This is a genomic window from Actibacterium lipolyticum, from assembly GCF_900184935.1.
In the GTDB taxonomy this organism is placed as follows: Bacteria; Pseudomonadota; Alphaproteobacteria; order Rhodobacterales; family Rhodobacteraceae; genus Actibacterium_A; species Actibacterium_A lipolyticum.
The window spans coordinates 312255-337962 of record NZ_FXYE01000001.1 but is presented as its reverse complement, the minus strand read 5'-3'; the positions used below and the strand labels follow the sequence as shown (position 1 = coordinate 337962).

Annotated in this window: 24 protein-coding genes; 18 read left to right on the top strand and 6 right to left on the bottom strand. The window is 58.4% G+C overall.

The window, feature by feature from the left end:
* Positions 1-13 precede the first annotated feature (13 nt).
* Both COL8621_RS01700 and rsmI read right to left on the bottom strand, forming a co-directional pair.
* On the bottom strand, positions 14-367 hold the full coding sequence (locus tag COL8621_RS01700) for a YraN family protein (protein WP_093965609.1): 354 nt from the start codon (positions 365-367) through the stop codon (positions 14-16).
* Positions 364-1224, bottom strand: coding sequence for a 16S rRNA (cytidine(1402)-2'-O)-methyltransferase (gene rsmI, locus COL8621_RS01695; RefSeq protein ID WP_093965608.1), 861 nt, complete (start codon positions 1222-1224; stop codon positions 364-366). Before rsmI ends, COL8621_RS01700 begins: the two co-directional genes overlap by 4 nt.
* A gap of 98 nt (positions 1225-1322) precedes the next feature.
* On the opposite strand from rsmI, the gene COL8621_RS01690 reads away from it, so the two are divergent.
* The 3 genes from COL8621_RS01690 to murJ are packed head-to-tail and all read left to right on the top strand — an operon-like array spanning position 1323 to position 6821.
* A complete protein-coding gene (locus COL8621_RS01690) occupies positions 1323-2504 on the top strand; it encodes a penicillin-binding protein activator (protein WP_093965607.1) in 1182 nt (393 codons plus the stop codon).
* Positions 2464-5280 (top strand): [protein-PII] uridylyltransferase, encoded by a 2817-nt coding sequence (locus tag COL8621_RS01685; RefSeq protein ID WP_370804542.1) that lies wholly within the window; start codon positions 2464-2466, stop codon positions 5278-5280. Before COL8621_RS01690 ends, COL8621_RS01685 begins: the two co-directional genes overlap by 41 nt.
* Positions 5280-6821: a murein biosynthesis integral membrane protein MurJ gene (murJ, locus tag COL8621_RS01680; RefSeq protein ID WP_093965605.1), complete on the top strand. Its 1542-nt coding sequence runs from the start codon at positions 5280-5282 to the stop codon at positions 6819-6821. The genes COL8621_RS01685 and murJ overlap by 1 nt, the downstream gene beginning before the upstream one ends.
* A 1-nt stretch (position 6822) precedes the next feature.
* Here the strand turns inward: murJ and COL8621_RS01675 are convergent, their stop codons facing one another.
* On the bottom strand, positions 6823-7509 hold the full coding sequence (locus tag COL8621_RS01675; RefSeq protein ID WP_093966861.1) for a rhomboid family intramembrane serine protease: 687 nt from the start codon (positions 7507-7509) through the stop codon (positions 6823-6825).
* 76 nt (positions 7510-7585) lie between these two features.
* On the opposite strand from COL8621_RS01675, the gene trpS reads away from it, so the two are divergent.
* The 14 genes from trpS (at position 7586) to COL8621_RS01605 (ending at position 20209) form a co-directional block, all read left to right on the top strand.
* A complete protein-coding gene (gene trpS / locus COL8621_RS01670; RefSeq protein ID WP_093966860.1) occupies positions 7586-8617 on the top strand; it encodes a tryptophan--tRNA ligase in 1032 nt (343 codons plus the stop codon).
* Entirely contained in the window at positions 8617-9681 is a 1065-nt protein-coding gene (locus tag COL8621_RS01665) for a hypothetical protein (RefSeq protein ID WP_093965604.1), read from the top strand. The genes trpS and COL8621_RS01665 overlap by 1 nt, the downstream gene beginning before the upstream one ends.
* Positions 9682-9786: 105 nt before the next feature.
* Positions 9787-10275, top strand: a complete 489-nt coding sequence (locus COL8621_RS01660) for a VOC family protein (RefSeq protein ID WP_093965603.1) — start codon at positions 9787-9789, stop codon at positions 10273-10275.
* 282 nt (positions 10276-10557) lie between these two features.
* A complete protein-coding gene (locus tag COL8621_RS01655) occupies positions 10558-11421 on the top strand; it encodes a branched-chain amino acid aminotransferase (RefSeq protein ID WP_093966859.1) in 864 nt (287 codons plus the stop codon).
* Between the two features lie 63 nt (positions 11422-11484).
* Positions 11485-11940 (top strand): universal stress protein, encoded by a 456-nt coding sequence (locus COL8621_RS01650; protein ID WP_093965602.1) that lies wholly within the window; start codon positions 11485-11487, stop codon positions 11938-11940.
* A 77-nt stretch (positions 11941-12017) separates the two neighbouring features.
* Entirely contained in the window at positions 12018-12578 is a 561-nt protein-coding gene (locus COL8621_RS01645; RefSeq protein ID WP_093965601.1) for a NifU family protein, read from the top strand.
* Positions 12578-13276: a tRNA (adenosine(37)-N6)-threonylcarbamoyltransferase complex dimerization subunit type 1 TsaB gene (tsaB, locus tag COL8621_RS01640; RefSeq protein WP_093965600.1), complete on the top strand. Its 699-nt coding sequence runs from the start codon at positions 12578-12580 to the stop codon at positions 13274-13276. The genes COL8621_RS01645 and tsaB overlap by 1 nt, the downstream gene beginning before the upstream one ends.
* On the top strand, positions 13273-13683 hold the full coding sequence (locus COL8621_RS01635) for a GNAT family N-acetyltransferase (protein ID WP_093965599.1): 411 nt from the start codon (positions 13273-13275) through the stop codon (positions 13681-13683). Before tsaB ends, COL8621_RS01635 begins: the two co-directional genes overlap by 4 nt.
* A 166-nt stretch (positions 13684-13849) precedes the next feature.
* Positions 13850-14839, top strand: coding sequence for a BMP family lipoprotein (locus tag COL8621_RS01630; protein WP_093965598.1), 990 nt, complete (start codon positions 13850-13852; stop codon positions 14837-14839).
* Between the two features lie 11 nt (positions 14840-14850).
* Complete coding sequence (locus COL8621_RS01625; protein WP_093965597.1) at positions 14851-16416, top strand: ABC transporter ATP-binding protein; 1566 nt, start codon at positions 14851-14853, stop codon at positions 16414-16416.
* A 1-nt stretch (position 16417) separates the two neighbouring features.
* A complete protein-coding gene (locus COL8621_RS01620; RefSeq protein ID WP_093965596.1) occupies positions 16418-17512 on the top strand; it encodes an ABC transporter permease in 1095 nt (364 codons plus the stop codon).
* Positions 17512-18477: an ABC transporter permease gene (locus tag COL8621_RS01615; RefSeq protein WP_093965595.1), complete on the top strand. Its 966-nt coding sequence runs from the start codon at positions 17512-17514 to the stop codon at positions 18475-18477. The genes COL8621_RS01620 and COL8621_RS01615 overlap by 1 nt, the downstream gene beginning before the upstream one ends.
* 53 nt (positions 18478-18530) lie before the next feature.
* Positions 18531-19445 carry a sulfite exporter TauE/SafE family protein gene (locus COL8621_RS01610; protein ID WP_093965594.1) on the top strand — a complete coding sequence of 305 codons (915 nt, stop codon included), beginning with the start codon at positions 18531-18533 and terminating at the stop codon, positions 19443-19445.
* Positions 19445-20209 carry a TIGR02186 family protein gene (locus COL8621_RS01605; RefSeq protein ID WP_093965593.1) on the top strand — a complete coding sequence of 255 codons (765 nt, stop codon included), beginning with the start codon at positions 19445-19447 and terminating at the stop codon, positions 20207-20209. Before COL8621_RS01610 ends, COL8621_RS01605 begins: the two co-directional genes overlap by 1 nt.
* A 79-nt stretch (positions 20210-20288) precedes the next feature.
* Here COL8621_RS01605 and COL8621_RS01600 read toward each other — a convergent pair whose 3' ends face one another.
* The 3 genes from COL8621_RS01600 to COL8621_RS01590 form a co-directional block, all read right to left on the bottom strand.
* Entirely contained in the window at positions 20289-21827 is a 1539-nt protein-coding gene (locus COL8621_RS01600; RefSeq protein WP_093965592.1) for an ATP-dependent DNA helicase, read from the bottom strand.
* A 51-nt stretch (positions 21828-21878) separates the two neighbouring features.
* Positions 21879-22073: a hypothetical protein gene (locus COL8621_RS01595; protein WP_093965591.1), complete on the bottom strand. Its 195-nt coding sequence runs from the start codon at positions 22071-22073 to the stop codon at positions 21879-21881.
* Between the two features lie 215 nt (positions 22074-22288).
* Positions 22289-22828 (bottom strand): hypothetical protein, encoded by a 540-nt coding sequence (locus tag COL8621_RS01590; protein ID WP_141137800.1) that lies wholly within the window; start codon positions 22826-22828, stop codon positions 22289-22291.
* 397 nt (positions 22829-23225) lie between these two features.
* On the opposite strand from COL8621_RS01590, the gene COL8621_RS01585 reads away from it, so the two are divergent.
* Positions 23226-25592 (top strand): hypothetical protein, encoded by a 2367-nt coding sequence (locus tag COL8621_RS01585; RefSeq protein ID WP_093965589.1) that lies wholly within the window; start codon positions 23226-23228, stop codon positions 25590-25592.
* The last annotated feature ends 116 nt before the right edge of the window (positions 25593-25708 follow it).

Below are 25708 nucleotides of genomic sequence, written 5' to 3'. Positions count from 1 at the left end.
TGACACTTTCACTTTAAATGCCCAGAGCATTCTCCAAAATCTCAATCCGGCCCTGCCCATCGACCATCGCAACATCAAAGCGCATATCGGTCAGTTGCCCGTTCGGCTCCCCCGAAACAAACTCTGACGCGGTATCAAAAATGCGCTGTATCTGACGCGGAGAAAGACGTTCAGCCGCCCGCGCGAACGAACGGCTTTTCTTTACTTCGATGAAAATAAGCGCATCCCCATCGCGCGCGATCAGGTCAATTTCGCCACCTGCGCCGCGCCAGCGTTTGTGCGCGATCTTGAAACCGCGTCGAATGTAATGCTCCGCCACGATATCTTCGGCCACACGACCGGAGTGATACGCGACGGAGCCGCTCATTCGTCTTTGGCCAGCTTCAACGCCGCCTGGTAAACCTGCCGCCGTGGCAGGTTCAACGCTTCGGCCACATCCGTTGCCGCATCTTTCACCGATTGGCTTTTCAACGCGTCGCGCAATGCATCCTCCAACGATGCTTCGTCGGCGACCCGCACGGGTGCGCGGTCTACCAAAACAACAATTTCGCCCTTCACAGCGCGGTCTTTGAATGACTCGGCCAATTCCGCAAGCGGGGCGCGAACCACCTCTTCAAACTTCTTGGTCAGTTCCCGGCAGACGACGGCCTGCCGCTCTTCCCCAAAGGTTTGCACAAGGTCGGTTAACAGGGCGTAAAGACGCTTGGGCGATTCGTAGAGAACAAGCGTTGCCTGCAGGTCCGTCAGCTCTGTCAGCCATTTTTTGCGCGCGCCTTTTGCGGTTGGCGCAAATCCCGCGAACATGAATTTGTCGGTCGGCAAACCTGACACAGTCAGGGCCGCCAAAACCGCCGACGGCCCCGGCGCCCCGATCAATGGCAGTTCTGCGTCGATGACAGCGCGGGACAATTGAAAACCGGGGTCCGCCACCAATGGCGTGCCCGCCTCGCTTGCGTAAGCAACTGATTTACCGTCAGAAATCATCTGAACAATCCGCGCGCGCATATCTGGCCCACTGTGATCGTGATATGCAATCACCGGGCGGTCGCCCAGCGAAACCCCGTGAATTCGCATCAGGTGCTTTGCCGTTCGCGTGTCTTCGGCCGCGATCACATCGGCCGAGGCCAAGATGTCCAGCGCCCGCAGCGTAATATCGCGCGCGGTGCCAATCGGCGTGGCGACAAAATACAGGCCGGGCGAAAGGGGCTTTGTTTCGATCTGCAAGGGGGCCTCGGGCTTTCTCTGACATTTACTTGGACTGCCGAACCGCTTAGGGTCCGCAGCAGATACGGGCCGGTGGCCCGGGTGTAGGGAGAAATGCCATGTTTGCCGTTTTTGGGCCTGTCCGCAAGTCAATCACAAAGGGAGTGATGGCTCTTGCCGCTGTCACAGCACTGACCGCATGTCAGCCCGTTTCTTTAAGTGGTGACACTGGACCCAGCATCAACACGAAAGCGCCTGTACCCGTGGCCCTTCTGGTTCCTGGTGGATCGGGCCAAGCAAGCGACGCGTTGCTGGCGAAAGGGTTGGAAAACGCGGCACGTCTGGCCATCGCAGACCTTGACGGCGTCCAGATTGATCTGCGCGTTTACAATACGGCGGGCAGCGCGGCGATGGCGTCGAATGTAGCGACCCAAGCGGTAAACGATGGCGCAAAGATCATTCTTGGCCCTGTGTACGCTCAATCCGCGAACGCAGCCGGTGTTGCCGTTGCGGGTCGGAACGTGAATGTTCTTAGCTTTTCGAACAACACCCAGATCGCGGGCGGCAACGTGTTCGTCTTGGGCCCAACCTTCCAGAACACCGCGAACCGGTTGGTGCGCTATTCTGCAAAGACCGGTCGTTCAAAGATCATGGTCGTACGTGACCAGAACGTAGCCGGTGAATTGGGCGCGGCGGCCATCCGTCAGGCGGCAGCACGAGGTGGCGCATCTATCGTTGCAGAGGGATCTTACGAATTCTCGCAAAACGGCGTCGTTCAAGCCGTTCCCGGTATTGCCGCGCAGGCGCGCAATTCAGGCGCGCAGGCGATGTTCTTTACTGCTGACACCGCTGGCGCACTTCCGCTGCTGGCGCAACTGCTTCCAGAAAACAGCGTTAATCCAGCGGTCACCAAATTCATCGGCTTGACCCGCTGGGACGTTCCCAATGCAACGCTATCACTGCCCGGCGTTCAGGGGGGCTGGTTCGCCTTGCCAGACCCCGGCCTGACAAACCGCTTCAACGCGCGTTATCAGGCGGCGTATGGCGCTCAGCCGCATCCGATTTCGGGCCTTGCCTATGACGGCATCGCGGCGATCGGCGCATTGGTGCGCAAGGGTAAATCCAACGCCCTGACAACAACTGCACTGACCCAAGGGGCTGGCTTTGCCGGGGTAAACGGCGTATTCCGTCTTCTTGGCGATGGCACTAACGAACGCGGCCTTGCTGTCGCAGAAATCCGCAATAATCAGGTAGTTGTTATTGACCCTGCCCCCAAAAGCTTCGGTGGCGCTGGCTTCTAAGCCAGCAGAAACCGACCCATCCGAATTATCGCCGGGCGATTTGATCTGCCCGGCGATCGATATTTTTGACCAGAACGCGGTTAATGCAGCGCTGGACGCCGCATTGGACGGCGTGACCGATAGCCGCGAAATTCGTGCCGCCACTGTCACGCAACTGGCTGCTGCACGCAAAGCCGGGAATGCTGTTATTGCCAACGCATTTGCGGCCCGCCCCTTTGATGCGCGTCAGGTTGTTCGGTCATATTCCTACCTGATGGACGGCATCATCGACACGGTGCTGAGTGTCGCCACACAGCGCCTTCACAAGCTACAAACCGCGACAGAGGGCGAACGCATCGCCGTTATCGCCGTGGGCGGCTATGGCCGCGCAGAGATGGCTCCGTCGTCCGACGTCGATCTGTTGTTTTTGACGCCTTACAAAATCACGCCATGGGCCGAAAGCGTGATTGAGTCGATGCTTTATATCCTTTGGGATTTGCGCCTGAAGGTGGGCCATTCCAGCCGCACTGTGAAAGACTGCGTTCGCCTTGGCCGCGAAGATTACACCATTCGCACCGCCCTGCTGGAGCATCGTTTCCTAGGCGGGCATGAACCATTGGCAGACGAGTTGAAGACGCGCCTTTGGAACGAATTGTTCAGCTCTACGGCCTCTGACTTCGTCGAAGCGAAACTGGCTGAACGCGACGAACGGCACCGTAAACAGGGTGGCCAGCGATATATGCTGGAACCCAATGTCAAAGAGGGCAAAGGCGGCCTGCGCGACCTTCAGTCCTTGTTCTGGATCGCGAAATACGTGCACGGCGTTGATACGACCGCTGCCTTGGTCGATCTGGGTGTCTTTACCGCAGACGAATTCCACGACTTCGAAAACGCAGAGAATTTTCTTTGGGCCGTGCGGTGCCATCTGCATCTGATTACCGGGCGCGCGATGGATCAGCTTACCTTTGACCTTCAGGTCGAAGTGGCCGAACGCCTTGGATACACTGATCACGATGGCCGGCGCGCGGTTGAGCATTTCATGCAAGACTATTTCCGCCACGCGACCCACGTGGGCGACCTGACGCGCATCTTCCTGACCGCGCTGGAAGCAAGCCACGTGAAAAGCGAGCCGATGCTGATCGGTTTCTTCCGCCGCAAAAAGCGGGCCAAGCCGGGCTACGAAATCGTGCAGAACAGGCTGGGCGTTGCGGACGAAACGACCTTTTTCGATGACAAGCTGAACATCCTACGCATCTTCGAAGAGGCATTGCGCACAGGCACCTTGCTTCACCCGAACGCGATGCGCCTGATCTCGTCCCATCTGGAACTGTTCGACGATGAGCTGCGCAACAACAAGGAAGCACAGCGTATCTTCCTTGATCTCATGCTAAAGCACGGCAATCCCGAACGGTCGCTGCGCCGCATGAACGAACTGGGCGTTTTGGCCGCGTTCATTCCAGAATTCGAACCCATCCTCGCGATGATGCAGTTCAACGTGTACCACCACTACACCGTTGATGAGCATACGATTCAGTGCATCTCGGTTCTGGCGCAGATTGAGCGTGAAGAGCTGGTGGAGGCACTGCCCGTCGCCAGCCGCATCCTGAAAAAAGGTGTGAACCGTAAGATTTTGTACGTTGCTTTGCTGCTGCATGACATCGGCAAGGGGCGCCCTGAAGATCACTCTCTTCTGGGGGCGCGGATCGCGCGCAAGGTGGCGCCGCGTTTGGGGCTAAAACCTGACGAATGCGAAACCGTTGAATGGCTGGTGCGCTATCACCTGTTGATGTCCGATGTGGCGCAAAAGCGCGATATTTCAGACCCGCGTACCGTGCGCGAATTCGCGAAGGTTGTGAAAAGCAAAAAACGGCTGGATCTGCTGACCGTGCTGACCGTCTGCGACATTCGCGGCGTTGGGCCCGGCACGTGGAACAACTGGAAAGCGCAGCTGCTGCGCACGCTTTACCGCGAAACCGAAGACGCACTTGAAAACGGGCTTGAAGATCTGAACCGCGAAGCACGTGAAAGCGAGGCTAAAAAGGCCCTCCGCGACGCGCTGCCGGATTGGGACAAAAAGGCGCTGCGTGTCGAAACCGGTCGCCACTATGGCCCCTATTGGCAAGGCCTTCCAACCGCCAGCCACGTGATTTTCGCCGAGCTTTTGAACAATCTGGCAAGCGATGAAATCCACATCGACCTAAAGCCTGACGAAGATCGCGATGCCACACGTGCGTGTTTCGCACTTGAAGATCACCCCGGTATCTTTTCCCGTCTGGCAGGCGCGCTGGCGCTGGTCGGCGCGAACGTGGTGGATGCGCGGACGTATACCTCAAAAGATGGCTATGCGACCGCCGTGTTCTGGATTCAAGACGCTGATGGCGCCCCGTACGAAGCGGGCCGCCTGCCCCGTCTACGCCAGATGATCGAAAAGACGCTGGCCGGTGAAATCATCGCGCGCGAAAAGCTGGCTGACCGCGACAAGCTTGGCAAACGCGAGCGCGGCTTTCAGTTCCCGACGACCATCACGTTCGACAACGAAGGTTCGGAAATCTACACGATCATCGAAGTTGATACCCGTGACCGTCCCGGCCTGTTGTTCGATCTGACCCGCGTGTTGGCGGACAACAACATCTATATCGCCTCGGCTATGATCGCGACATACGGCGCGCAGGTGGTCGATAGCTTCTATGTCAAAGACATGTTCGGGCTAAAGCTGCACTCCAAAGCCAAACAAGACGGGCTGGAAAAGAAGTTGCGAGCAGCTGTTGAGCAAGGTGCGAAAAGGGCGCGCAGTTAATGAAACCTATTCGCCTTGTCTCGGGGTTTCTGACGGTCGGCGTTTGGACCCTGCTTAGCCGCATCTTGGGGTTCGTACGCGACATCCTGATTGCCGCCTATCTGGGTTCCGGCCCCGTGGCCGAGGCGTTCCTGATCGCGTTTTCTCTGCCCAACATGTTCCGCCGGTTCTTTGCCGAAGGCGCGTTCAACATGGCCTTTGTGCCGATGTTTTCTAAAAAGTTAGAGGGCGGCGAAGACCCTGAAACCTTTGCCCGCGATGCATTCACTGGGCTTGCGACAATTCTGATCGTGTTCACGGTGATTGCTCAGGTTTTCATGCCATGGCTGGTTCTCGCGATGGCGTCGGGCTTTGCCACCGATGACCGCTTTGACCTTGCGGTTCACTTCGGGCGCATCGCCTTTCCCTATATCTTGTTCATCTCGCTGGGGGCATTGCTTTCGGGGGTGCTGAACGCGACGGGCCGTTTTGTTGCCGCCGCCGCTGCGCCGGTACTTCTGAACATCCTGTTTATCAGTGCGATGGCCGTGGCCAGCTTCGCAGGCTGGCCGATCGGAGACACCCTTGCCTGGACCGTGCCGGTTGCGGGTTTGGCGCAAATGGCGCTGGTCTGGGTGGCCGCGTCGCGTGCCGGGTACCGCCTGATCCCCCGCCGCCCCAGAATGACGCCAGAACTGAAACGCCTTGCCATCATCGCAGGTCCAGCCGCACTGGCCGGTGGTGTGGTGCAAGTAAACCTGTTGGTTGGCCGTCAGGTCGCCAGCTTTTTCGACGGTGCGATTGCTTGGCTGAACTATGCCGACCGGCTGTATCAACTGCCGCTGGGCGTTGTGGGCATCGCCATTGGCGTGGTCCTTTTGCCCGACCTGTCACGCCGGTTGCGTGCAGGCGACACTGCGGGCGGGCAAGACGCGTTTAACCGCGCGGGCGAGCTTTCGCTGGCCCTGACCGTCCCTGCCGCTTTTGCCCTGATCGCAATTCCCGGCCCGCTGATCGGCGTTCTGTTTCAGCGCGGCGCGTTCGATGCGACCGATACAGCCGCCACCGCCGCAGCCGTCGCCGTTTACGGTTTGGGCCTGCCTGCCTTTGTTATGCAAAAGGTGCTGCAACCGCTTTTCTTCGCGCGTGAAAACACCCGCGCGCCCTTCTACTACGCGCTGGTTTCTTTGCTGGTGAATGTGATTGTCGCCGTCGGGCTTGCTCCGTTCATCGGCTACCTTGCTGCCGCACTTGGGACGACGCTTGCCGGGTGGGCAATGGTTGTTCTGCTTTGGAACGGGTCACGCGACATGGGCGAGGCTTCGGTCATGGATGACCGCTTTCGCCAGCGGCTTGGCCGGATCGTCCTTGCCTCTGCTCTGATGGGCGGCATCTTGTTCGGCGCGGCGAAATTGCTTGAACCTTGGCTGCTGGCGGGCACCATCCGTTACGCCGCGCTGGCGGTTTTGGTTGCGATTGGCATCGTTGCGTATTTTGGCCTTGGCCACGTACTTGGCGCATTCCGGTTGTCAGAATTCCGCCGGGCCATGCGCCGGGGCTAACCTATCGGTGGCGAAGGCGCGCGCGTAGCCGCGCCCAGCCGCCGGGCACAACAACGAACGACAGCGCGAAGCCCGTGGCAAAGCCGAAAATGTCAGCCACCCAATCGCGCGATCCGCCGAACAGAATGCCAAACAGCAACTGTATGCCCAGCAAGAACCCGATAAGCGAAAACGCCCGGAATTGGTCCGACCCGCGGCCCGACATGCTGACCCACAGCAAGAACGTATAGGCACCGATCAACCCATAGACCGCCGGGTATCCGCCCACCAATGGGATGGATTCGTTCAACAGCAAGCTATAGGCCAGCGCGCCCCCAATCGCCGAGGCGAAAAAGATGATCAGCACCGCCCACAGGCGGAACACCTCGCCCACCATTTTGCCAAGCGCCAGCATGAACACCACGACGAACAGCGCGTGGGTAAAGCTGTAGTGCACGAACGGGTAAGTGACGAAGCGCAGCAAGTGTTCGGTCGGGAACTGCCATGTTGTAAACATCCACTTCACCACCGCGCCAGACACTGCATAGTCTTGTATCGCATCCAGCCGCCATCCGATCGCCGCGGGGCCACCGGCCAGTCCGCGCGCACCGGCACCGAATACGATTTCCAGCGCAATGATGGGCAACACAAGCAGCCAAACAACGGTCGGCAGCGGGTTGATGGGTGATGCGTTTGGGTCTTGGGCCATTTGGCGCCTCCGGTTGACGGGCTTGCCGACCATGGGTAAGCGAGCAGAGCATGAAATTCCAGACGGAGAACGCATCATGACGGACGTGGCACACACACCGCGCGTCTTTTCGGGGATCAAACCCTCGGGCGGGTTGACCCTTGGCAACTATCTTGGCGCCATCAAACGCTTTGTGGAAACACAAGGCCAAGGCATGGACACCATCTATTGCGTGGTCGACCTGCACGCCATCACCGTCTGGCAAGACCCTGCTGATCTGCGCAATGCAACGCGCGAAGTTGCAGCGGGTTATTTGGCATCGGGCATCGACCCGGATCAATCTGTCCTGTTCAACCAAAGCCAAGTGTCGGCCCATGCGGAATTGGGCTGGCTTTTTAACTGCGTTGCGCGGCTTGGCTGGATGAACCGGATGACCCAGTTCAAGGAAAAGGCTGGCAAGAACGCTGAAAAGCAGTCGCTGGGCCTTTATGCCTATCCTTCGCTGATGGCCGCCGACATTTTGCTGTATCACGCGACCCACGTACCTGTGGGCGAGGATCAGAAACAGCATGTGGAACTGACCCGCGACATCGCCGCCAAGTTCAATCACGATTACAAGGCCGACGGGTTCTTCCCGATGCCCGAACCCGTGATCGAAGGCCCGGCCACTCGCGTGATGAACCTGCGCGACGGGACCAAGAAGATGTCGAAGTCCGGCGAAAGCGATATGGAGCGGATCAACATGACCGATGACGCCGCCACCATCGCCAAGAAGTTCAAAAAGGCCCGCACCGACCCTGCGCCGCTGCCCGAAACCTATAAAGAGCTTTCGGAACGGCCCGAGGCGCGGAACCTTGTCGATATCTACGCCTCGCTTTCCGACACGTCTGCCGAAGCGGTTGTAACGGAATATGCCGGTGCCGGTTGGGGACAGTTCAAACCCGCGCTGGCGGATTTGGCGGTTTCCAAGCTGTCGCCCATTTCCGAAGAGATGGACCGCCTGATGAAAGACCCGGCCGAAATCGACCGGATCCTTGGCAAAGGTGCTGATCGGGCGCGTGAAATCGCCAACCCGATCTTGGAACGGACCTATGACATCGTCGGGATGGTCCGCTCGACAGGCGCATAATGTTGCGGCCAGCGGCACGCGCGGTTCTGACTTTGGTCATGATCGTGTCGCTGGCTTGCACCGCGCTGACCGCCTTTCAACTGGCCAACAACCCGGCCGTTCGCATCTTCGTTGACCGAACGGCGGACGAAATCGCGCGCGCCTCGGACCAAGCTATGGCACGCGCTGCGACGCCCGCGCGGATCGAACAGCGGCTTTTCACACTATTGTCGGAAACCCCGCGCAACTGGCTGGCGATTGATGCCGTCGCTCAGGTCGCGGCGGATCGTGGGATTGCCCCCTCTGCCACGTTAGTGGCGCAACTTGATCAAGCCCGCACCGATGATACCGGCCTGATCACCCAAGCCCAAAAATGCGGGCGCTGCATGATCGACGCCGCGCACTGCGAGTTTTCCGCAGTGTTGCTGTGTCAGGCCCCCGTCGCGCTGACGCCCATTGGTGACATCGCTGGTGTTGCAACCGAAGGGGCGCATTTCGTGGCCGGGGAACCTGTTGATCAGGTCAACCTGACCCTGTCACTGATCGGTTTGGCCGCTGTTGGGCTGGTTGTCATAACCGGCGGAAGCTCCGCCAGCATCAAGATTGGCGCAAGCAGTCTGAAACTAGCGCGGAAGATGAATGTCATCTCTCCCCGTTTGGGGCGGATGATCAATGATGCCGCAACCCGTGGCGTTGACTGGCAGGCCGTGCCCAGCGCGCGCAGCATTGATGACCTTTCCGCCACCCTGCGGCCCGATGTGATTGGCCCGCTGGCAGACACCGCCCAAAACATCGGGCGGATGCGGGGCGCATTGGGCGGCACCGCGACATTGCACATGCTGCGATATGTCGATGACGCCGCAGAGGCCAAACAGATCGCCAAGGTAAGCGAGGTTCTGGGCGCAAGAACCGTTGGCCGGATGGAGGTGCTGGGGAAATCGCGCTTATTGCGCACAACCATCCGCTTTTCGCGCACAGCATGGGTACTGGCCGCAAGCGTGTTGGCGTTGTTCTTGGCGGCATTGTCACTGCTCGGGTCATTCATATGGGCGCGGCTCTCACGACGGATCGCGCGTGCCATCTGACCGCCGCCTCTGTGCGATTACGAACGAACTCCATGCGCCAAGAAGCCTTTTGTCAAGCCACACACATTCGTACTTTTGCTGCAAATCTGAAAAGGACGAAACGAAATGACCAATCCAGTGCACCCGGCTGCCCGTATCGGGCATGTCCATTTGAAAGTCTCTGACCTTGATCGCGCCATCGCCTTTTATGCAGGCGTTTTGGGGTTTGAGGTACAGCAATACTATGGCGGCTCGGCAGCGTTCCTGTCTGCAGGCGGGTACCATCACCACATCGGGCTGAACACATGGGAAAGCCTTGGCGGAACCCAACCACCTGCCGGGCACACCGGGCTTTATCACACCGCGTTTCTTTATCCTGACCGCGCAGAACTGGCCGATGCCATCGCCCGCGTGCTGGATGCGGGCATCCCATTGGACGGTGCCGCCGATCATGGCGTCAGCGAAGCGGTCTATCTGCGCGACCCCGATGGAAACGGCGTAGAGCTTTACCGTGACCGTCCCGAAAACGAATGGCCACGCGACGAATCCGGCCAGCTTGTGATGAACAACACACCGCTGGATGTGCCCGCGCTTTTGGCCGAACGGAAGAAATAGATTCACGAAACCGATTCAGAACCGTCACTAAAGAGAATCTCGCCGTTCGTAGCCTGGCCTTGTCCAGTCGCGCGATGCGCGACTTTCCCGGGGAAAGCTGCCTCTCGTCATCCCCAAGGGTCGTCGGATTCTTACCGATCCGTTCCCCGGACATTTGGTGCCAAACAGGTTACCCCACCCCAGGCGCCCCGCCCCCAGCCCTTCCACGCTGGGGGCGCTTTGTTTCTGGGTCTGGCGCATGGCCGAATGCTCAGCTACCGTGGCGCAAATCCGGAGGGAATGATGGCAACCGGCACAAATATCCGAACATATTTCAACGGCGCATGGCACAAGGGCGACCTGCCCGTGATGAATGCCGCCGATCACGGCAGTTGGCTTGGCACAACTGTCTTCGACGGCGCGCGCTACTTCGAAGGGATCGCGCCCGATCTGCTGGCGCATTGCACGCGGGTCAACCGCTCGGCCGAAGCGCTGATGATCACGCCCACAGTGTCGCCCGAAGATATGGTCGACATCGTGTGGGCCGGGCTGAAGGCATATTCCTCTGCTGCGGCGGTTTACATTCGCCCGATGTACTGGGCACTTGATGGCGGTGATCTGGGGATCGTACCTAAACCCAATTCTACGGGCTTTGCGATCTGTCTGGAAGAAATCGCAATGGCACCGCCCAGTGTGTCCACCACACTGACGACAACCCGTTTCCGCCGCCCCGTGCTGGAAGACGCAGTTGTGAACGCCAAAGCGGGCTGCCTGTACCCAAACAACGCCCGCATGCTGGCCGAAGCCCGCGCAAAAGGGTTCGGCAACGCGTTGGTCGCCGATGCGCTGGGTAATGTCGCCGAAAGCGCCACTGCCAACGTGTTCATGGTCAAAGACGGAGAGGTGTTTACCCCGGTGCCAAACGGCACGTTCCTGTCCGGCATCACCCGCGCGCGCCATATCGACAATCTGGCCGCCGATGGCCTGCGCGTGCATGAAACGGTGCTTACCTTTGACGACTTCCACCAAGCGGACGAAGTTTTCCTTTCGGGCAACATGATGAAGGTCACCCCGGTCACTGAATTTGACGGTACGCACTATCAGGTCGGTGCTATGACACGGCGCGTGCGCGACCTTTATTGGGACTGGGCACATTCCACCACGTAACAGCGCGCTTGCATGGCCGACACGGGCACTTCATCATCCCGGAAAGCTGGGGAGGGGGTAAGTATGCGAAAGTTTCTTGTTCTTCTGGACGACAGCCGCGAATGCCTGAACGCGATGCGGTTCGCCGCGATGCGCGCCGAAAATACCGGCGGCGGGGTGATCATCCTTTCGGTCATCGCGCCCGAAGAGTTCAACCACTGGATCGGTGTTGGTGATCTGATGCGCGAAGAAGCCCGCGAACGGATCGAAGCGCATTTCGAAGTGTTCGCAAAATGGATGCGCGATAAGCACAAAATCGAACCAGAACTGGTCGTGCGCGAAGGCGAAGCCGCCGACGAACTGTTGGATCAGGTGCGCGAAGACAGCGAAATTGGCGTTATCGTGCTTGGCGCGGGCAGCGGTAAAAAGGGCCCCGGCCCGGTTATCACACAGCTGACGCGTAGCGCCGGAACATTGCCGGTTCCACTGACAATTGTGCCCGGCGAGCTTTCGAAAGAGCGGCTGGAAGCAGTCACCTAATAGTTTAGAACAGTTCTAAACCTTGACTTAGACGGCACGAAGGCGCATATCCACTGCGTCAGATGAGGACGCGCCAAATGTTTATTCAAACAGAATCCACGCCGAACCCGGCAACTTTGAAATTCCTGCCCGGCCAGTCCGTGCTAGACGCGGGAACCGCTGATTTCCCAACAGCCGATGCTGCGGGGAATTCTCCGCTTGCGACCCGTATTTTCGCGGTCGAAGGCGTAACCGGGGTATTTTTCGGCAATGACTTCGTGACCGTCACGAAAAACGACGCCGTCGCATGGGAACATATCAAGCCCGCGATCCTTGGCGCGATCATGGAACATTTCCAGTCGGGCCAGCCGGTGATGATGGGCGAAGCCGCGGATGCGGGCCACGCCGATCACGACGGTCCCGATTCTGACATCGTGGAGCAGATCAAACAGCTTTTGGATACACGCGTGCGCCCTGCCGTTGCGCAGGATGGTGGCGACATCACCTTCCACGGCTTTGAGCGCGGTGTGGTGTATCTGCACATGCAAGGCGCCTGTGCCGGTTGCCCTTCGTCGACATTGACGCTGAAGATGGGCATTGAAAACCTGCTGCGCCACTACATCCCAGAAGTGCTTGAAGTGCGCCCTGTCGCGGCGTGATGAAGCCCAAGGGCGGGTTATCCCCGAATATTCTAGCCTTTGATACAAGCCTGCCGCATGTGTCGGGCGCGGTCATGTCCGACGCCATACTGGCAGAGCGCGACGAAGCCATGAAGCGCGGCCAGGCTGAACGCCTGATGCCGCTGCTGGAAGAGTTGTTGGGCGAAGCTGGCGGTACCTGGGGCGACCTTGATGCCATCGCCGTCGGCGTGGGGCCGGGCAACTTTACCGGCATCCGAATCTCTGTTTCTGCGGCACGTGGTCTGGCGCTTTCGCTGGGCATTCCGGCCATCGGCGTGTCCATGTTCGAAGCATTGCTGGATTGGGACGACCCACTTTCCCAGCCCGCCGAACTCCTAAGCATCGAAGCCCCGCGAGGCCGCGCGTATATCCAGCACTTCAGCTATGGAAGCGCACAATCAGCCCCCCGGCTGATCGACCCGGAGGCTCCTCCGACCGATTTGGACCTTCCTGCCAACATCATCGTGCGCGGTTTTCGCGCCGACGAGATCGCCAAACCTCATCAAGCAGCGTTTCAGCTTGTCGGCCCGTCACGTGTGGCTGCCCATATGGCGCGTATCGCGGCAATCCGCCTTAAGGCGGACGGCTTTGATGCATCGGCACGCCCTGCCCCGCTGTATGTACGCCCGGCGGATGCCGCGCCTGCGTCTGACCCGCCCCCTGTGATCCTTCCATGACGCCTGAAACGCTGGCCGAACTGCACGCGCTTTGCTTCACGACCCCGCGACCTTGGGGCGTCGATGAATTTCGCAGCGTTTTGAGAACTTCTGGCGCGTTCTTGCACGGCGACGAAAACGGATTCGTCTTGGGCCGCGTCATCGCCGACGAGGCCGAAGTTTTGACCATCGCAGTCCATCCCGATGCCCGCCAATCAGGCAACGGTCGCCGCCTATTGGCCGCTTTCGACGAAAGCGCCAAAAACCTTGGTGCGACCGAGACATTCTTGGAAGTGGCCGCCGATAACACCCCAGCGCTGGCGCTGTATTCTGCGGCTGGATACGGCCAAGCGGGACGCCGACTTGGGTATTATAAGGGCGCAGATGGGCAACCCGTTGACGCGCTTATACTGCGGAAATCCCTTTAGAGAATGCCGCTGCGTCACCCGATTCTCTGACCAAATAAGCAAAAACCGGTTGACCCTCTGCGCCTGCTGCGGCCTAAATTGAATATGATCTTAATAGGCGAGAGGGTTTGACGCTGGGTGTGCGCCAAACAGTCGATGCCAACCCAAAACAATCGGGAGTTCGTTCATGACCATGATGCAAAAATTTCTGGGCGCTGCTGCGACGCTTGCCCTTAGCGCCGGCGCTTCATTGGCCGACCCTGCCCTGATCTATGATCTTGGCGGCAAGTTTGACAAATCTTTTAACGAAGCTGCCCATGTTGGCGCAGAAAAGTGGAAAGCCGATACCGGCAATAGCTACAACGAGATCGAACTTCAGTCCGAAGCTCAGCGTGAGCAAGCCCTGCGCCGCTTTGCCGAAGCTGGCAACAACCCGATCGTCATGACGGGCTTCGCGTTCGGCTCTGTCTTGGGTGAAGTTGCCCCAGATTACCCCGACACGAAATTTGCAATCATCGACATGGTCGTCGATGCGCCAAACGTACGTTCGGTTGTGTTTAACGAACACGAAGGTTCGTATCTGGTTGGCATGATGGCCGCGATGGCATCCGAATCCGGCACCGTTGGTTTCATCGGCGGGATGGATATTCCGCTGATCCGCAAATTCGCCTGTGGCTATGTTCAGGGTGTAAAAGCGGCAAACCCAGACGCGACCATCATTCAGAACATGACCGGCACCACCCCAGCCGCATGGAACGACCCGGTTAAGGGCGGTGAGTTGACGAAAGCACAAATCAGCCAAGGCGCTGATGTGGTGTATGCCGCTGCTGGCGGTACGGGCGTTGGCGTTCTGCAAGCTGCTGCCGACGAAGGCATCCTGTCGATCGGCGTGGACAGCAACCAGAACCACCTGCACCCTGGCAAAGTTCTGACGTCGATGACCAAGCGTGTTGATATCGCTGTATACGATGCATTCGCTGGCGGTATGGATCTGGAAACCGGCTTTAACGTGCTGGGTCTTGCCGAAGACGGCGTTGGCTACGCAATGGACGACAACAACGCACCGCTCGTTTCTGACGAAATGGTTGCCGCTGTTGAAGCTGCGAAAGCCAAAATCGTTGCCGGTGAAATCGCGGTACATGACTACATGTCCGATAACGCCTGCCCGGTTAAATAAGGGCGGCGTCGGTGAATACGGTCACACAAACGGGGCGGCAGGAAACTGCCGCCCCAGCCATTGAACTTCGCGGTATTTCCAAAGCCTTTGGGCCTGTACAGGCCAACAAGGATATTTCGATCCGCGTTATGCCCGGCACGATCCATGGGATCATCGGCGAAAACGGCGCGGGGAAATCCACGCTGATGTCGATTCTTTATGGCTTTTACAAAGCCGACGCCGGCGAGATTTTCATCAACGGCAATCTTACCCCCATTCCTGACAGCCAAACCGCCATTCGCGCGGGCATCGGTATGGTTTTTCAGCATTTCAAGCTGGTGCAGAATTTTACGGTTCTTGAAAACGTGATCCTCGGGGCCGAGGATGGCGCGCTTTTAAGACCTTCCCTTTCCAAAGCTCGAGGCACGCTGAAACGCCTCGCTGAGGAATACGAACTTAACGTCGATCCCGACGCGTTGATCGAAGATTTGTCCGTCGGCCACCAGCAGCGGGTCGAAATCCTTAAAGCACTGTACCGCGAGGCGGACATCCTGATCTTGGATGAACCCACCGGCGTGCTAACCCCAGCCGAAGCCGACCACCTGTTCCGCATCCTTGAAAACCTGAAGCGCGAGGGGAAGACGATCATCCTGATCACCCACAAGCTGCGGGAAATCATGCATATCACCGACACAGTCAGCGTGATGCGACGCGGAGAGATGACGGCGACGGTGAAAACCGCAGAAACCAGCCCCGAAAAGCTGGCAGAGTTGATGGTCGGGCGCAAAGTGTTGCTGCGGGTCGACAAGAAGCCCGCGGCCCCCGGTGCAAACGTGCTGGAGGTCGAAAACCTGCGCGTGGTCGACGAAGACGGCGTAGAGCGGCTGAAAGGCATTTCCCTTAACGTCCGCGCCGGAGAGATTTTGGGGATCGCTGGCGTGGCGGGCAACGGCCAGTCGCAATTGCTGGAAGTACTGGGGGGCGTTGCTCACGGCACCGGCTCTATCCGGATCAAAGGGCAAGAAATTGACCTGACGGGCAAGCATTCTGATGCGCAATCGCGCCGCGCGCGCGGCATCGCCCATGTGCCCGAAGACCGCCAGCGCGAAGGCCTGATCATGGATTTCACGGCGTGGGAAAATAGCGTGTTCGGCTATCACCACGATCCGGCCTATCAGAAAAACAAGTTTCTGATGGACAATGCGGCCATCCAAAACGAAACCGAGGGCAAGATGGAGCGCTTTGACGTGCGCCCACCCGACCCGAACCTTCCGGCCAAAAGCTTTTCGGGCGGGAACCAACAGAAAATCGTTCTGGCCCGAGAGATAGAGCGCAACCCCGACCTACTTTTGATCGGGCAGCCCACACGCGGCGTCGATATTGGTGCGATTGAGTTCATCCATCAACAGATCATCGAACTGCGGGACGCCGGTAAAGCCATCCTATTGGTCAGCGTAGAGTTGGAGGAAATCCTATCGATGTCCGATCGCATTGCGGTGATGTTCGATGGTAAGATTATGGGCGAACGCCTGCCCCAAGAAACCGACGAAAAAGAACTGGGCCTGTTGATGGCCGGGGTCAACGGGGAGGTCGCATAGTATGGAACGCATGCCAAAATGGGCCGACGTTGTCCTTATTCCGCTAATCAGCCTGCTGATTGCCTTTATCCTGTCGGGCCTTGTGATCATCGCCATCGGCGAAGACCCCGTCGCCGCCGTGCAAATGATGGTAAAGGGCGCGGTCGGTTCGACCTACGGGTGGGGCTATACGCTTTATTACGCGACGAACTTCATGTTCACCGGCTTGGCCGTTGCTGTGGCCTTTCATGCGTCGATGTTCAACATCGGCGGCGAAGGGCAGGCAACACTGGGCGGGCTGGGCGTTGCAGTTGTCTGTCTGGCGTTGCCATGGCCGCACTGGGCCATTGCCTTGCCTGTCGCGGTGCTTGGTTCGGCATTGTTCGGCGCGCTTTGGGCCGCTATTCCTGCTTATCTACAGGCGAAACGCGGCAGCCACATCGTGATCACCACGATCATGTTCAACTTCATCGGCGCCTCGCTTTTGAACTACCTTCTGGTCAACGTCATGCGGCCCGTTGGGTCCATGGACCCGGCAACCGCAAAGTTCAGCGAAGGCACGCATTTGCCCACCCTGCACGACATTCTGGCGGTGTTCGGCATTCCGTTTTCCAAAGCGGCCCCGGCTAACATCAGCTTCATCATTGCTGTTCTGGCGTGCTTTGGCGTTTGGCTGCTGATCTGGCGCACCCGGCTTGGGTATGAACTGCGTGCCTATGGCAAGTCGGAACCGGGCGCGGTTTATGCAGGGATATCGCCTGTTAAAATCATCATGGTGTCGATGCTGATATCGGGTGGTTTGGCTGGCATGATGGCCGTCAACAACGTCATGGGCGAGGCCGAGCGTCTTGTCATGAACTCGGTCGAAGGCGCGGGCTTTATCGGTATCGCCGTGGCCCTGATGGGCCGCTCGCACCCGTTTGGCGTGTTCCTAGCGGCGATCCTGTTTGGGTTCCTCTATCAAGGCGGCGCAGAGCTGGCCCTGTGGACGTCGATCCCGCGCGAACTGATCGTCGTCATTCAAGCTTTGGTCATTCTATTCACGGGCGCGTTAGACAACATGGTACGCGTGCCGCTTGAAAAGCTGTTCCTCACTTTGCGCAAGGAGGACGTGTGATGGATTTCGCGACCGTTCTTCAAGTCTTTGACTCTACCGTTCGTCTGGCCACGCCTTTGCTGCTGGCCTGTCTGGCCGGGCTTTATTCAGAACGCGCCGGGATTTTTGATATCGGCCTAGAAGGCAAGATGCTTGCCGCAGCCTTCTTTTCGGGCGCAGTGGCGGCCGTGACCGGTTCGGTCTGGCTGGGACTATTGGCAGGCATCGCCGCGTCGATGGCGCTGTCAGGCATCCATGGCTTGGCATCGATTACGTTCCGCGGGAACCAGCTGATTTCAGGCGTTGCGATCAACTTTCTGGCCGCGGGCCTGACGGTGGTCATTGCGCAGGACTGGTTCCAACAAGGCGGGCGCACCCCTTCGCTTGTCGGCGGGGCGCGGTTTTCGCCAATTGAACTACCCTTCGCCGAGGCCGTGAAGGATGTGCCGATCATTGGTCAAACTTATTACCAGCTTATCTCGGGTCACACGGCTTTGGTGTACATCGCTTTTGCGATGGTGCCGCTGACATGGTGGCTGTTGTTCCGCACACGGTTTGGCCTGCGCCTGCGCGCCGTGGGGGAGAACCCCGCAGCGGTTGATACAGCAGGCGTGTCGGTCATCGGCATCCGATACGCCGCAGTGGCCATCTGTGGGCTTCTGTGCGGCATTGCGGGGGCCTATCTGGCGACAGCACTACAAGCGGGCTTTGTTAAGGATATGACGGCGGGGCGTGGATATATCGCGCTGGCGGCACTGATCTTTGCGAAGTGGCGGCCTTGGTATGCGCTGTCTTCCACTTTGCTGTTCGGCTTCCTTCAGGCAATCGCGCTGCGGTATCAGAATATCGACTTGGGCGGGTTCGTGGTTCCCGTGCAGTTCATGGATGCACTTCCATATATCCTGACCGTGGTGATCCTTGCAGGCTTCGTTGGCAAAGCAATCCCTCCACGCGCTGGCGGCGAACCATACGCGAAGGAAAGGTGAGCCGCGCGCGCAGCCTCTTGCCCGCCATGTGCGTGCTGGACTAGGGATAGGATATGCAAATCTACCTCCCTATCGCCGAAGTATCGGTCAACCTGTTCCTCCTGTTGGGGCTGGGCGGGTTGGTCGGCATCTTGTCCGGTATGTTTGGGGTCGGCGGTGGGTTTCTGATCACCCCTTTGCTGTTCTTCATCGGCGTACCCCCGGCGGTGGCCGTCGCGACAGGCGCGAACCAAATCGTCGCGTCCTCTGTTTCGGGGGTGCTGGCGCATCTTAGGCGGAAAACCGTAGACCTTAAGATGGGCACCGTCCTTTTGATTGGCGGGCTTATGGGGTCGGGCGTCGGGATTTGGATCTTTAACCTGCTGTCAAAGCTTGGGCAGGTCGATCTGCTGGTTACCCTTTGTTACGTGGTGTTTCTGGGTATCGTCGGCACGCTGATGCTGATCGAAAGCCTGCGTGCGTTGCAACGGTCGAAACGCAAAGGCGTGGTTCCCAAACGGCGGCATCGCGGGTGGGTGGATGCCCTGCCCCTTAAAATGAAATTCCGCACCTCGGGGCTTTATATTTCCATCATTCCGCCGATTTTGGTCGGTGCCTCGGTCGGGGTTCTGGCCGCAATTATGGGCGTTGGCGGTGGCTTTATCATGGTTCCGGCCATGATTTATCTGCTGAACATGCCGACGAAAGTGGTCGTGGGAACGTCGCTGTTCCAGATCATCTTTGTTACCGGGTTCACCACTTTGATGCACGCGGTCACCAATTACACGGTCGATATGGCGCTTGCGGCGATCTTGATTTTGGGCGGTGTGGTCGGCGCGCAAATCGGAACGCAGATCGGTTTGAAACTGCGGGCTGAACAGTTGCGGATTTTGCTGGCCGTCATCGTTATCGCCGTCTGCGTTAAGCTCGCCCTTGATCTACTGCTGGAACCGAACGAGCTTTATTCGATCACGCGGGGTCGTCTGTGATGCGCGCGCTGATTGCCCTGCTGTTCACGCTTGTCCTTCCGTTTGCCGCCCAGGCCGAGGAAGAGGTTGTCGCTGGCCTAAGTCAAGCCCGCGTTGCCATCACCGCCGATTTTGCCGGGTCCGAGATTTTGGTGTTCGGAGCGGTAAAACGTAACTCTCCGATCCCCGAAGGGTCGCCTTTGCAGGTGATCGTCACGGTTTCTGGCCCGCATGAACCCGTCGTCGTGCGCCGTAAAAGCCGCCGCTTTGGCATTTGGGTGAACACATCATCCGTAGAGGTCGATTCCGCAGCCAGCTTTTATGCCATCGCGACCACCGCCCCGATGGGCGAGGTGCTTTCCCATACCGAAGATCTGCGCCACAAGGTTACGATCCCGCAAATGATCCGATCGGTTGGTGCGCCCAAGGATGTGCCCGACGCCGAAGCCTTTACCGAAGCTCTTATTCGTGTGCGCGAAAACACCGGCCGTTACGTGATGAACGAAAGCGGCGTGATCCTGTCAGAGGATACCCTATTTCGAAGTGCAATCGCCCTGCCCGCGAACTTGACCGAAGGCCTTTATGCGACGCGCATTTTCCTGACACGGGACGGCAAGGTGATTGATACCTACGAAACGACACTGGATGTCACCATGGTCGGGTTTGAACGCTGGGCCTTCAACCTCGCGCACGAACAGCCGCTGATTTACGGCATTCTGTCGTTGATCATCGCGATTACGGCAGGCTGGGCGGCGTCCGCCGTGTTCCGTTACATCCGCGGATAGCTTTGCAGCAGTGTTACAGGTGACCCACAACGCGTGAGACTAAAGTCTCACCACGGCGCAGCCCCTTATTTATCAGGCTCTATGCTTCATCCGTGGTTTCAGCCGTCAACTCTAACGGCGCTGGGGCGCTGCGCAGGTCTTCCACCGAAAGTGGTGCTGTTGGGCGTGCAAGCCGGTTGCGAACGACCCACATCAACCTCTTTTCGGCCCGTGTAATGGCGACATAGGCCAGCCGTTTCCACAGGGGCTGTCCGGCTTCGACCCGCCCCATCCGCGCGGCGGCAAACAAATCAGGCGCGAATACCTGAACGTTTTCCCACTGCGATCCCTGCGCTTTGTGAATCGTGACTGCGGCACCATGAAGGAAGGCCGCCCCCATATTCGCGGCGAAGGGGATGAACGGCTCCTCCTCATCCGGCAATTCGATTTTAACGATGGACGCGGCGGACACTTGCGGGTCTTCGGCACCGATGACATGCAACCGCGAAAACCCAGCCCGGCGGCCAGGGCCGAGGTAAATCACCTGCGCGCCTTTGATCAGGCCACGCGCCTCTAGGTCCAACCGCTTTTTACGGTGCTTTAGCGGCAATTCGATACCGTCGCAGATCAGCGGCTCTCCGGGTAGCAATTCGTCTGCGGGCGCGCCATAGGCCGCGCGAAACGCCTGTATCAAGCGGATGCGCGTCGCGTTGCGCCACACCAACACGGGCGAACGCGCCATCAGATCAGCCTCTACCCGGCTGGCCATGACCACGCGATCATCACGCGCGGCGGCTTGTTCGATCATCCGTTCGAAATCCTCGAACCCAAGTTCGGGGTCGGCAAGGGCGTGGGCCAAATCCAGAATGGGGTTATCTTCGGCCTGACGGTGGATGCGGTGCAAGATCAGCTTGTGATCTTCGGGCTGCGTGTCGAACACCATCTGCCCGGATTGGTTGACGGGCGCCAGCTGCGCAGGATCGCCGAAAATGACCAGCGTGGGAAAGATTTCCTGCAAATCGGCGAATTGCTTGGCGTCCAACATCGATGCTTCGTCCACGAACCCGATATCCAGCGGGTCGTCGCGCCGTTTCCACCCCAAAATGAAATCTGATCCGCGCAGACCAGCCGCAGCCAAAGCGCCCGGAATTGATTTGTTCGACTGATAGAACGCAAAGGCGCGGTCCAGCGCGGCGTCTGTCAGGCCCTCAACCTCGGGGCGGTCACCATTTCCGGCAAGCCAATCGGCGATCTTTTCGTATTCCGGATCGTAGACGGGCGTATAAAGAATGCGGTGGATCGTGGTGGCCGGCACACCACGGGTACGCAGTACGCTGGCCGCTTTGTTCGTCGGTGCCAAAATCGCAAGCGTGCGGCGGTCTTTACGTCGGCGGTTTTCATAGTCGCCCGAAACGATTTCGACGCCGGCTTCCTCCAACGCCTCGTAAAGCTTGGCAAGAAGCATTGTCTTACCGGAACCGGCCTTGCCAATGACCGAAAGCACGCGCGTTGTTTTGCCTTCGGCGCGGGGCGTGATGATTGATTGTTCAAGATCAACGCCAACACCGCGCAGCGTTTCGGCCACGCGATCAAAGGCTTCGGCCTGATCATCAGAGAAGGTTAACGTGGGCAAAGACATGACACGGAACCTATCGCCACTGACCACGAGGTACCAGTGAGATCGACGCGCTTACATCTTCTTGTGGTGCTTTGTGTGTTGCCCAGCCCCGCCGCCAGCCGCAGCGCCGGCACCAACACCAGTACAAAGCTCTTGGCTGGCGACGGCGACTGTGTTTTCCAGCTCACTCGCCAAATGCGGAAGGCCGTTGTTTTGCGCAAAATTGCGCAAGTCAGATAGCACCTCGATTATCCACTCATCTGCCATAGAAAAACATCTCATGCGTGATTGTTTTGTATGCAGATTCAACCATACCGAGAAATCCACATTTGCATACCCTTTTGTGTTTTCTCGAAAATTAGGGTCTGCTGGTGAACATCAGATTACTTTGCGCTGCGGGTTGAAGCTGGCCAGTTCGATTGATCAACACAGTGGCCGGGCCTTAGGAGTCCCCCCTCTTGTGCATGCCAAAGTGTCCCGCGCTAATCAACGACACCTGCGCCATTGAACCCGCATTCCTCGGCCATTTTCAGATACGAGGCCGTAAAGCCATCCAAATAGGCGTACATGAAAACCTTGTCATCGACGACCACATCAAATTGGCCGTTTACCCGCATCGCACGCAGGACCCATTGGCTAAGCGGATGATCGAAGGCTATTTCTGCATAGGCAAAGCCTTCTTCATCGAAATCACCCTTAACCACGCCATCCATGACATCCTCGTTATCAAACCGGATGTAGGCGGCTTGGCCGTCTTGCAGCATGGTTCGGTGGCCCCTTGGAGCGTGCTCGCGGACCAGAACCGAAGGGAAGAAGTCGGGTGGCCCGGCATCGCCATTGCTCATCGAAACGACAACGCTTGGTTCGCCGTCACCGCCGGTCATCGCGCTGCAAGATCTGCGCAGATCCTCTCCGGTGTCTACCTCTTGCACGAATACGCGCCACGAGCCGTATTCCCAAAACCCATCCGCGAAGGCCGGCCCTGCCATCAAGCTGAACAGGACAAAAATTAGTTTTCTCAAATGCTGCACTCCAAAGGCGATATCTAATGAGGCTGACAGTGACGTGTTGACATAACCTTGCCAAGCGCCGGTTTTCTGGGTCGCCGACGGGCAAGCGGACCGATCTAACATCAGCGCCGTTTCGAACCCAGAAAAGCAAAGCCCCGCCACTGCTGAGCAGTGGCTAGTTCCGGCTTTTGGGACACAACTGCAGCGGCTATCGAGAAAATCCTCGGTAGCCGTTTGATTTTGCGAGCATATTTTCCAGGGCCGTTTACACGAGCTGCGGGACTTTTGTCCCGACGCAACAGTAAGCAGAAAAATCGTTTTGGGATTTCGTTGTCGGGCAAAACGGCGAACATCCCATTCGGTCCCGGAGGCATTCTTGACACATCAATACCGAAAGATCGGAGATCGAATGGTCAAGACGCTCCAGCATATGAACCTTTCTCAAGTTTACCCTGCCGTTCTGGCAGATTTCAACCTCAATACCTGCGGTGACCCGGACTGCGGCAACTTCGGCGTTGCGCCGGACTTCACTATCCCGGTGTTCAAGGGAAAAAACGCTGCGCAACGCAAACAGGCGGCCGCGGCGAGCATCCCGGCCCTGACGACCGGGCTCGGCTCCTACACCATGTCGAGCGATGATCATCATCCCCGTATCTCGGAGGTCTTCGAATACGCCGGCGATCCGGTTGGATGGGATGATGGTCGCTCCATGGAGTGCGGTCATCAGCGCGGCAACAGCATCTGCAACATCAGCTTCGCGGTCCTGTCGAACGAGCATTTCCTGGAAGAGTATTACCGGCTGCTCTTAGCTGGCGGCTGCCTTGAAGGTCCTGTTTGCGGCGCGTGCGGTGCGCGGTATCTTGAGAACCCCGACGAGTTCATCTTCAACGGCACGCACGGGAAGCTGGCACCAGGTGGCAATCGCCGAAAGGCAAAACCATCAGGGTTCCGGATCATCCACCGCCCCTGCAAAGGCAAGCCTGGTGCGAGGCTCTCGGTATCGCTGGATCACCAAGCCCAGAAGGAGTTGCGCGACAACGTCCGCATCCTAAGATGCATCGTCAACGGAGACAGCATCACGACCATGCGCCGTGTTCTGGCTGACCCCGACACCGGAAAGCAGATCGGCGTGAGCCGCCTCTACAGCCGAGTCTTCTGGTTGGAGAAGACCTTGCTCGCCTTCGAGCGCGCAAAGCTAAAGGAATGGAAGCAGCGAGTAGAGGCGTCCGATCGCTTCAGCCACATGCGGATCGCCCTCGACGACGTCACGATCTCGGTCAACTGGGAAAGCCGCTTCGATCGACGGCTGACGCCCCTTCAGTTTTCGGTCTCCGCCGACATTCGGAGCGGATATGTCTTCCGGATCGACGCAAACTTCGACCCGAATGTCGATCCCGTGGAGTTCATCCAAGAGCACTATCTCGACGACACAGGCCAGCCCACGAACCTCCGGCAACATTACTCCCAGAAATCGGGAGTCACCTTCACCGCACCCAAGATGCAATTCCAGCGCCCCAGCGGACGGCTCGATGAGGCCATGCTATTCGCCAGCGCGGAAGGCCGCTGGAGGGTGTTCTCCGAGCGTGTGCAGAATGCATACGAAAAGACCGTGAATGCCGGCTTCGCCCTTCCTCCTGAGGCCCAGGAAAAGATCGCTGAAGCCGACGACAAGAGATATCAGCTGGACCAGATCCGGCAGGGGTATTTCGGCTTCCACGACACGGATCGCGACTTTCGGGGCAGCTTCAATGGGAGCGTTGTGAAGCCGACATACACCAAGGCGGCGCATCTTGCCTGCCTCCGGGATATGCTGCCCAAGGGCAAGATTACCCTGGTCGGTGAGCAGGAAGCGACGATGGTTCGCGTCGTGCCACACGTATTCCGCGACATGATCAACGAAGACATGTTCGAGTGGTTCGTGATCTCCTTCGACAAAGAAGTCTCCGCACCCAAAAGCAAGGAGCGTATGGCCCGTTTCACTGAGGGTTTGGAGGCCTTCAAGGAAAGGGCGCGGGCAAAGCTCGGAGACGATATTTCGGATCGCGAACTCTTAGAGCACTATTGCACCAAACGGATGTCAACAGCATGCATCGAGGGACGAAATGGCACGAAATACTCGCATGCGATCCCGAACTTCCAGTCTCGCCAGTTCCCCCAGGTCTGGATAAAGACGCCGGCTCAGTATTTTGGGGAGACACAGAAAGTCGTGGGGTTTCCTGTCCTTCGGAAGAAGTATCGAGACCCTTTGAAGAAGCTGGCTTTCGACCAGAAGGTCCATGACCCTGAACTTCGCGCAGCGCTGACGCGACGAGCCCTGAAAGCGACCATTCAGCCCGTATCGACCTTCATGAGTTCCCTGCGCCATCGCACAAGCCCGTCGAAACGGGCCGGCGGTAAGGGAGCACGAACTGGTCCGGCATACATCAATGGAGCGGTCTTCAATCCTGCCGTGCTAATGGCGTTCCTCAACATTTTTCGGGTCTATTACAACTGGTTCGAGGCACGACAATACAAGGGGCCGGGAGCGGCCGCCGGAAGCGAGTCTCCGGTCCCAGCAGGGATGTCCTCCATCCGCATCCCGGGTACCAAGGAGTCACTCGAGGTCCCGAAAATGGCAACGACGGCGCCGGTTATGCTCACGCCAGCAATGCGGCTCGGGGCAGATCCGGAGAAACCGAACGGACGTCCGCGCAAGGCACCTGACCCGAGGCGGGTTCTCTACCGGCCATGGCTTTACCACGGAACGCCGTTATGGAGGAAGTTCGAGAACCGGTGAACCACTCGCAAGTGGATATCGCTCTCGCCAGATTTATCGCCACTCTTATATCCCTATCAGGCGGTTTCTTCACTGAAGAACATCAATCCCATCTCTCTTAAGCAAAAAGTTCGGTC